The sequence below is a fragment of the Frankia sp. CeD genome, from assembly GCF_000732115.1.
GTDB classification, from domain to species: Bacteria; Actinomycetota; Actinomycetes; order Frankiales; family Frankiaceae; genus Frankia; species Frankia casuarinae.
In genome coordinates, this window is sequence record NZ_JPGU01000040.1 from 1 (window position 1) to 7,354 (window position 7,354).

General features: G+C 70.7%; 5 protein-coding genes. 3 read left to right on the forward strand and 2 right to left on the reverse strand.

Annotated elements, in window-relative coordinates:
- On the forward strand, positions 1-1,020 hold a 1,020-nt coding region (locus tag CED_RS17135), incomplete at its 5' end, for a dihydrolipoamide acetyltransferase family protein (RefSeq protein ID WP_035912271.1).
- Positions 1,021-1,150: 130 nt separating this feature from the next.
- Positions 1,151-1,387 (forward strand): hypothetical protein, encoded by a 237-nt coding sequence (locus CED_RS17140; protein ID WP_035912274.1) that lies wholly within the window; start codon positions 1,151-1,153, stop codon positions 1,385-1,387.
- A gap of 121 nt (positions 1,388-1,508) precedes the next feature.
- Here CED_RS17140 and CED_RS17145 read toward each other — a convergent pair whose 3' ends face one another.
- Positions 1,509-1,895, reverse strand: coding sequence for a hypothetical protein (locus CED_RS17145; protein ID WP_232234807.1), 387 nt, complete (start codon positions 1,893-1,895; stop codon positions 1,509-1,511).
- A 63-nt stretch (positions 1,896-1,958) separates the two neighbouring features.
- The gene (locus CED_RS17150) at positions 1,959-3,803 is read right to left on the reverse strand and encodes an acyl-CoA dehydrogenase (RefSeq protein WP_011434529.1); all 1,845 of its coding nucleotides are present in this window, start codon (positions 3,801-3,803) and stop codon (positions 1,959-1,961) included.
- Between the two features lie 194 nt (positions 3,804-3,997).
- On the opposite strand from CED_RS17150, the gene CED_RS17155 reads away from it, so the two are divergent.
- On the forward strand, positions 3,998-7,354 hold a 3,357-nt coding region (locus CED_RS17155), incomplete at its 3' end, for a patatin-like protein (RefSeq protein WP_152569780.1).

Consider the following 7,354-nt stretch of genomic DNA (forward strand, 5'->3'; position numbering starts at 1 on the left):
CCGGTCCACACAGCCGGTCCGGTCCACACAGCCGGTCCGGTGCTCGCCAAACCGCCGGTCCGCAAGCTCGCCCGTGACCTCGGTGTCGACCTCGCATCCCTCGCCGGCACCGGCCCGGACGGCACGATCAGCCGGGCCGACGTCGAGGCCGCGGTGCGTGCCGCCGCCCGTACCGCGCCCCTCGCGGCGCCNCCCNCGCGCGATNCCCCGCCGATCGGCGTCATCCCCGCCGGGGCCACCTTCTCCGCCGAGACGCGTACCTGGCACGTGCCTGTCACCGGCATCCNGCGGTCGATGGCGCAGGCGATGGTCGCCAGCGTCTCGGCTGCCCCGCATGTCACCGAGTTCCTCACCGTCGACGCGACGGCGACGATGGCCGCCCGGGACCGGATCGCGGCGCTGCCGGAGTTCACCGGGATCAAGATCACCCCATTGCTGTTCGTCGCCAGAGCCCTGCTCATCGCCGTTCGCCGACATCCGATGATCAACTCATCCTGGGTCGAGGACGCGGGCGGTGGCCGGCCGGAGAACGGTGGCCGGCCGGAGAACGGTGGCCGGCCGGAGAACGGTGGCCGGCCGGAGATACATGTGTACGACCGGGTGAACCTCGGCATCGCCGTGGCGGGCCCGCGTGGGCTCGTCGTGCCCACCATCCCGGATGCCGGCCGGCTCGACGTCGTCGGGCTGGCTCACGCCCTGGCCGGCCTCACCACCGCGGCGAGGGCGGACCGGCTCAGCCCCGCGGATCTGCGCGGCGGCACGATCACCATCACCAACGTCGGCGTCCTCGGCGTCGACATCGGCACCCCGATCCTGAACCCGGGCGAAGCGGCGATCCTCGCCCTCGGCTCGATCCGACCGATGCCCTGGGTGCACGAGGGCCAGCTCACCGTGCGTACGGTGGTACAGCTGGCACTCTCGTTCGACCATCGCATCGTCGACGGCGCGCTGGGCTCCGCGGTCCTCGCCGACGTGGGTGCCGTCATCACCGATCCCACGGTGGCACTCGCCTGGTCCTGATCGACTCATCGGATCCACCAGTTGGCCACAAACGGGCACACTGCACGCAAGAGGGGCACACAACGGCCCAGATTCCGCTCCCTGGTACGGTTGCGCCTCTGACCGGCTTCCGGCACAAAGAGGTGGAACCATGACGCGAGTGGAGGCACTGCAGGCCGCGGACGAGTTCGTCGCCAAGGTTCTGACCTCCGCCAACTCCAGCGGCCGGTTCACCGGCACGCTCAACCTGGCTGAGCGGGTCGACCTCACCCTACGAGTGGCTCGGTTTCTGCTCGAGGGTCAGTCCTCCTCGGACGCCGACGACATCCTCAAGCGGGACATGCGCAACGAGCTCGATCAGGCGTNCCCGCCGCTACGCACCTCCTGAACCGACCATCCCGGCTCGCCCCCGCGGACGAGCGCCCGGCCGGGTTCCCTGGTCCGTCCCCACGGACCGTCCAGGGAACCGGACCGGGCGGTGGGCAGGCGGACCGGTGAACGAGCACGGTTCAGTGNGGCGACAGGGGGTGGTCCCCTTCGACGTGCACGTGGATGGCCGGCTGCCCGTCACCGTAGGTCGCCTCCGGATGGCGTGAGGGGTTCAGCCGACGATCCTCCTCGGGGGTCAGTCCCAGCTCGCGCCGGTGCGGGGCCTCGAACGGAGCGGACGGGTCGACGATGATGCCGTCATCGAGCGGTCTGGGCGCGGGCACGCCGTTCTCGACCGACTCTTCNACGATCTTCCTGCGCCACTGGTCGCGGTACAGGGTGAGGCCGAGCCCAATGGCGCTGACGCACATCAGGATGATGCCCACGGCCGTGATGTCGAGCCCGGACGGTTCGGAGCGGACCGCGAAGGCGAGGATGGCGCCGAGGGCCAAGAGTAAAAGACTCAACGGGATTCCCATACCGGTCCATATNCCCTTCCGCGGCAAGAACGCAACCCCGCCGCGGCAACATCAGAACGCCTCCTCCGGCAGTTCCATGAGCCCGAGGCCGGTGGACTCCAGCGCTACCCGGCGCGCCGTCAACTCCGGTAGCACATTGGCCGCGAACCAGCGCGCGGCGGCCACCTTGCCCTGGTAAAAGGCGGCGTCCCGAGCGGGCCGGGCCCCGGCGGACGCCGGAGAATCCTGGGTCCGCAGGGCTACCTCGGCGCCGCGCAGGAGCAGCCATCCGATGATCAGGTCACCGAGGCTCATCAGCAGCCTCGTCGTATTCAGGCCGACCTTGTAGATCGCGGCGGCCTCCTCGGCGGCGCCGGTGAGGAACCCGACCAGCGAATTCACCATGCTCTGGACGTCCTCAAGGGCCACCCCCAGCGCCTCCCGCTCCGCCCGCAGCGCGCCGTTGCCGGCCTCGCCCTTCACGAACGTCTGGATCTCGCCCAGCACGGAGGCCAGCGCCTGCCCCTGGTCCCGGACGATTTTCCGGAAAAACAGGTCCTGGCCCTGGATCGACGTGGTGCCCTCGTAGAGAGTGTCGATCTTGGCATCGCGGATGTACTGCTCGATCGGATAGTCCTGCAGGTACCCGGAACCACCGAGGATCTGCAGTGAAGAGGCGAGCAGCTCGTAGGACCGTTCGGAGCCGACCCCCTTGACGATCGGGAGCAGCAGGTCGTTGATGCGTTCGGCGAGCTCGTCGGCCTCCCCCCGCTCGCCGGCCAGCGCAACCCGGTCCTGGAACGTCGCGGTGTAGAGCACCAGTGAACGCATGCCCTCCGCATACACCTTCTGCATCATCAGCATCCGGCGGACATCCGGGTGATGAATGATCGTGACACGCGGTGCCGTCTTGTCCGACGCGCGGGCCAGGTCCGCACCCTGGACGCGGGTGCGGGCGAACTCGAGCGCGTTGAGATATCCGGTGGACAGCGTGGCGATGGCCTTGCTGCCCACCATCATCCGGGCGTACTCGATCACCTGGAACATCTGGGCGATGCCCTCGTGGACGTCACCGACCAGCCAACCGACCGCCGGCGCCCGCTCACCGAACCGCAGCTCGCAGGTGGCGGAGACCTTCAGGCCCATCTTCTTCTCGATGTTCGTCACGTAGACGCCGTTACGGGCGCCGGGCGTGCCGGTCCGCGGATCGGGCATGAACTTCGGCACCACGAACATCGACAGGCCCTTACTCCCCGGGCCGTGCCCCTCCGGCCGGGCGAGCACGAGGTGGATGATGTTCTCCGGGACATCCCAGTCCCCGTTGGTGATGAACCGCTTCACGCCCTCGATGTGCCAGGTGCCGTCGGGCTGCTCGATCGCCCTGGTACGACCGGCCCCGACGTCGGAACCCGCGTCCGGCTCGGTGAGCACCATCGTCGCGCCCCAGTGCCGTTCGATGGCGAACTCNGCGAGCTGGCGCTGCCATTCGTTGCCGAGCCGGTGCAGGATCGCCGCGAACGTCGGCCCGGCCATGTACATGAAGATGGCCGGGTTCGCTCCGAGCAGCAGCTCCGAGGCCGCCCACGCGACGGTCGGAGACGCACCCAGCCCACCCAGGTGCGGCGGAAGGTAGAGCCGCCACCACTCACCGTCCAGAACGGCCTGGTAGGACTTCTTGAACGACTCCGGCAGGGTCACCGACCCGGTCGCCGGATCCAGGGTCGGTGGATGACGGTCGGCGTCGGTGAAGGACTCGGCAACGGGTCCGGAGGCGAGGTGATCGAGCTCGGCCAGCACCTCGCGCGCGGTCTCGGCGTCCATCTCCCCGAAGGGACCGGTGCCGAGCGTGCGATCGACCCCGAACACCTCGAACAGGTTGAACTCGATGTCTCGCAGATTGCTCCGGTAGTGGCCCATCAACGGCTCCTTCCCGGGACCGCCGGACACCGTGATCGGCCGATGCCGGCTAGCTACTCGTGAGTACGTTGTTCCCATGCTACTCACGAGTAACCCGTTGACAAGAGTGGCGGCTGGGAAGAAGTCGTCGCGATCCAACTTTTCTCCGACAAACGGGGAAGGCCCGGGGCCGGGCACGTCTACTCTTGCCACTCATGCGCGACCCGGCCACCCAGGAGGTACGGCTCGCGGTCGTCATGACCGGTGGCGCGAGCCTCGCCGTCTGGATGGGCGGGGTCGCCACCGAGATCANCCTTGCGACCAGCCCGGACCGTGACCGGGCCGACGACGCGGACGCCGCCGTCGCTGCCCGTTACGCCCGGCTGGCGGCCATCCTCGACGTCGAGGTCAGTGTGGACGTACTCGCCGGCACCTCGGCCGGTGGCATCAACGCCGCCATGCTGGGCTACGCGAACACCCACCACGCCGATCTCACCCCGCTGCGGGACCTGTGGCTGTCCCTCGGCTCGTTTGACGCGCTCATGCGCACCCCCCACGAGAAGACGTATCCCTCGCTGCTGCACGGGGACACCGCCGTGCTGCCCGCGCTGCACACCGCCTTGACAGCGGTGGGGGAGACGGCCCGAGCCGGCATGGACCGAGCCGGCATGGACCGAGCCGGCATGGACCGAGCCGGCATGGACCGAGCCGGCATGGACCGAGCCGGCATGGACCGCCCGACATCGGTCTTCATCACTACGACGATCCTGCGCGGCGAGGTCGCCGAGNACGCCGACTCACTCGGCGGCACCATGTACGACGTCGACCACCGGGGCCTGTTCGCCTTCGGCACGCAGGACCTGACCGACCCTGGCGCGGTCCCCCGTCTCGCCCTGGCCGCACGGGCCAGTTCCGCCTTTCCGGGCGCCTTCGAGCCGGCCTACGTGCCGGTGGGGCACGCCGTCGACGCCGCGCACCCGGACATGGCCCGCTACGTCAACGCCTCCCACGGATTCCACGCATCGGACGGCGGGATCCTGGTCAACCGCCCGATCGGACCGGCGCTGGCGGCCATCTTCGACCGGCCCGCCGAACGCCAAGTCCGTCGCGTGCTCGCCTACGTCGTGCCCTCGCCGCGGATGCCGGTACCGACGAATCCGGCGGCACCAACGAATCCGGCGGCACCAACCAGGACGTCCACACCGCCCGCCCTGCCTGTGCCACCCACGGTGATCCCCACCCTTCTCCAGGTGCTCGGCGCGGCGCTGAACCAGTCGATTGGTACAGATCTGGCGACGCTGCGCGACCACAACAGCGCCGTACGCGGTACGCGGGCGAACCGGCGACGGCTGCTGCGCCTCGCCCCGGCCGGTGGTCCCCGATTAGCGGACGAGAGCGTCTATGACGCCTACCGCCGCAGCCTGGCAGAGGAGATCGCCCCACCGGTGATCGAGGCGCTGCTGCGCGTCCTCGGTGGTCGGTTCGATCTGCCCCGTCCCCCGGACACCGACGCGCTGCGCACCGACGCGGCCGGACCCGCCCGGATGACGAACGCCGCGGTCAACGCCGTGATCCAGATGCTTCCCGACCGGCTGCCGACCACGGCCGACCTCGCCGACCTGTGGCGGCTGGGCCGACCCGCGCTCGACGCCGCCAAGGGTCTACTGATCAACATGATCAACGAAGGGTACGTCCTCTCCCCCGAGCCGGCGGACCGGATCCGACTTGCCCGGCTCGCGGCGGCCGTGCACGGCGCATCGCACGCCACCATCCGGAACACCGACACCACCGCCACCACAGCCACCGCGGCCCTGCGGCCCGGCGTCTTCACGACGGTCAGCGAGACCCTCGGTGCGATGGCCGGGGCACCGCTGCTCGACGTCATCGCCGAGGCTGCCCGCCGCTGGTTGCGGACCGACCCGGAGGGCGACGCGGGGCAGGACGAGCTCACCCGGGCCTGGCGCTCCCTGGAGCGGATGATCGAGACCCTGCGGACCGAGCTCACCGATCTCGTGGACCGGCGGTCCCCCGCGGCCCGGCCTCCGGCGGGACCAGAGACCAGGCCCGAGGGTCTCAGCGTCGGCCAGCGCCGGGCGGTGGCGGCCCGGACCCTCGCGGACTTCGTCGGGTACCTCCCGTCGACTCCCGCGGACGCCCTGATCGCCGTGCTCGACGTGCACCTGGTCGAACGAAGCACCGGCGCCGCGGTCCTCGACCAACCGGTTGAGCTCGTCCAGATCAGCGCGGATCTACCGAACCGCCTCGATCCCGCCCGCGCACTGGCCGAGGAGAAGGTCACAGGCCTGCAGCTGGGAAACTTCGGCGCCTTCGCGAAGTCCTCGTGGCGGGCCAACGACTGGATGTGGGGACGGCTGGACGGTGCGGGCTGGCTGGTCCGGATCATGCTGGATCCACGCCGGCTCGTGATCCGCCGGGACACCGCCGTCCCCGCCGGTCACGCCCACGCCGCGGCGCTGGCCCGCCGGGGCTGGCTGGTGGATCTGGTCGACGATCTCACCGAGGTGGCCGGCATCCCGGCGCCGCGGGAGGTACTCGACGAGCTTGGCTTTCTGACCGATCCGGACGCCCCCGTGCCGCCGAACCTTCCGGTCACGGCGACCTGGGTCGCCGCCGGCATCCAACGGGACATCGCGGCCAAGGAGCTGGTGGGGGTCGCCGAGGCGGTGCGGCGCGACAACAAGGCCGGGGTCGATCCGCGGCCCACCGCCGACTTCCTCGCCGCCGTCGACCGGGCCCTGACCGTGGAACCGAGCCGGCCCGGGACGACGACCGGACCGGGGGCCTCGGCGGTACCGGAAGGGACAGGCTCCCCGAACCTGGACGAGCCGCGCGGCGCCGAGGTCATCTCGCTGGCCGCGGCCGTGGCCGCCAGGATCGCCGCGGGACAGACCGGTGCCCACCGGCCTGCCGGCGTCGACAGTTCGGCTCTGGCGCGCCGACCGCCCCGGCCACCCGGGCTCAGCGGCGTCCCCGTCACGCCCGGCGCGCTGCCCCCGCGAGCGGTGGACAAGGTACTCGAGGCCTGCCGCGTCTCGGACGAGCGCATCACCGACGCGGCGCAGGGCCCGGTTCTGGTGACCGCCCTGGCCCAGATCGTGGCCGTGGTCGTCGCCTGGGCCACATCGACCCGCCGGCTGCCACGGCCCCTGCGGCCGGTCGCGTTCCTCGCCCGGACCGTCACCCGTCTCGCCTTCGAGATGATCCGGGATGTCACGCACGGCCGGCGGCGGATGACGATCGCGGTGGGAACAGCGCTGGTCGGCCTCGGCACGGCCGGCGGGCTGACCGGTTCGGGCATCGTCGGCGGCCTGGGGATCGTCGTCGGCCTGATCGGCCTGCTGATGATCGGACTTACCGGCTGGCGGCACCTGCCCGGAGGACTGGCGGTCGTGGGAGCGGGGCTCATCGCGGNGTTCGCGGCGGCCGGTGTCGTTCCGGTGATCCATGACCGGCTCTTCCCCTGGCTACACGACGATGTCGTGCCCTACCTGGCCGATCATCCGTGGGCATGGGCGACCGTCTTCGGAGCCCTGGTGCTGCCGGCTCTCTGG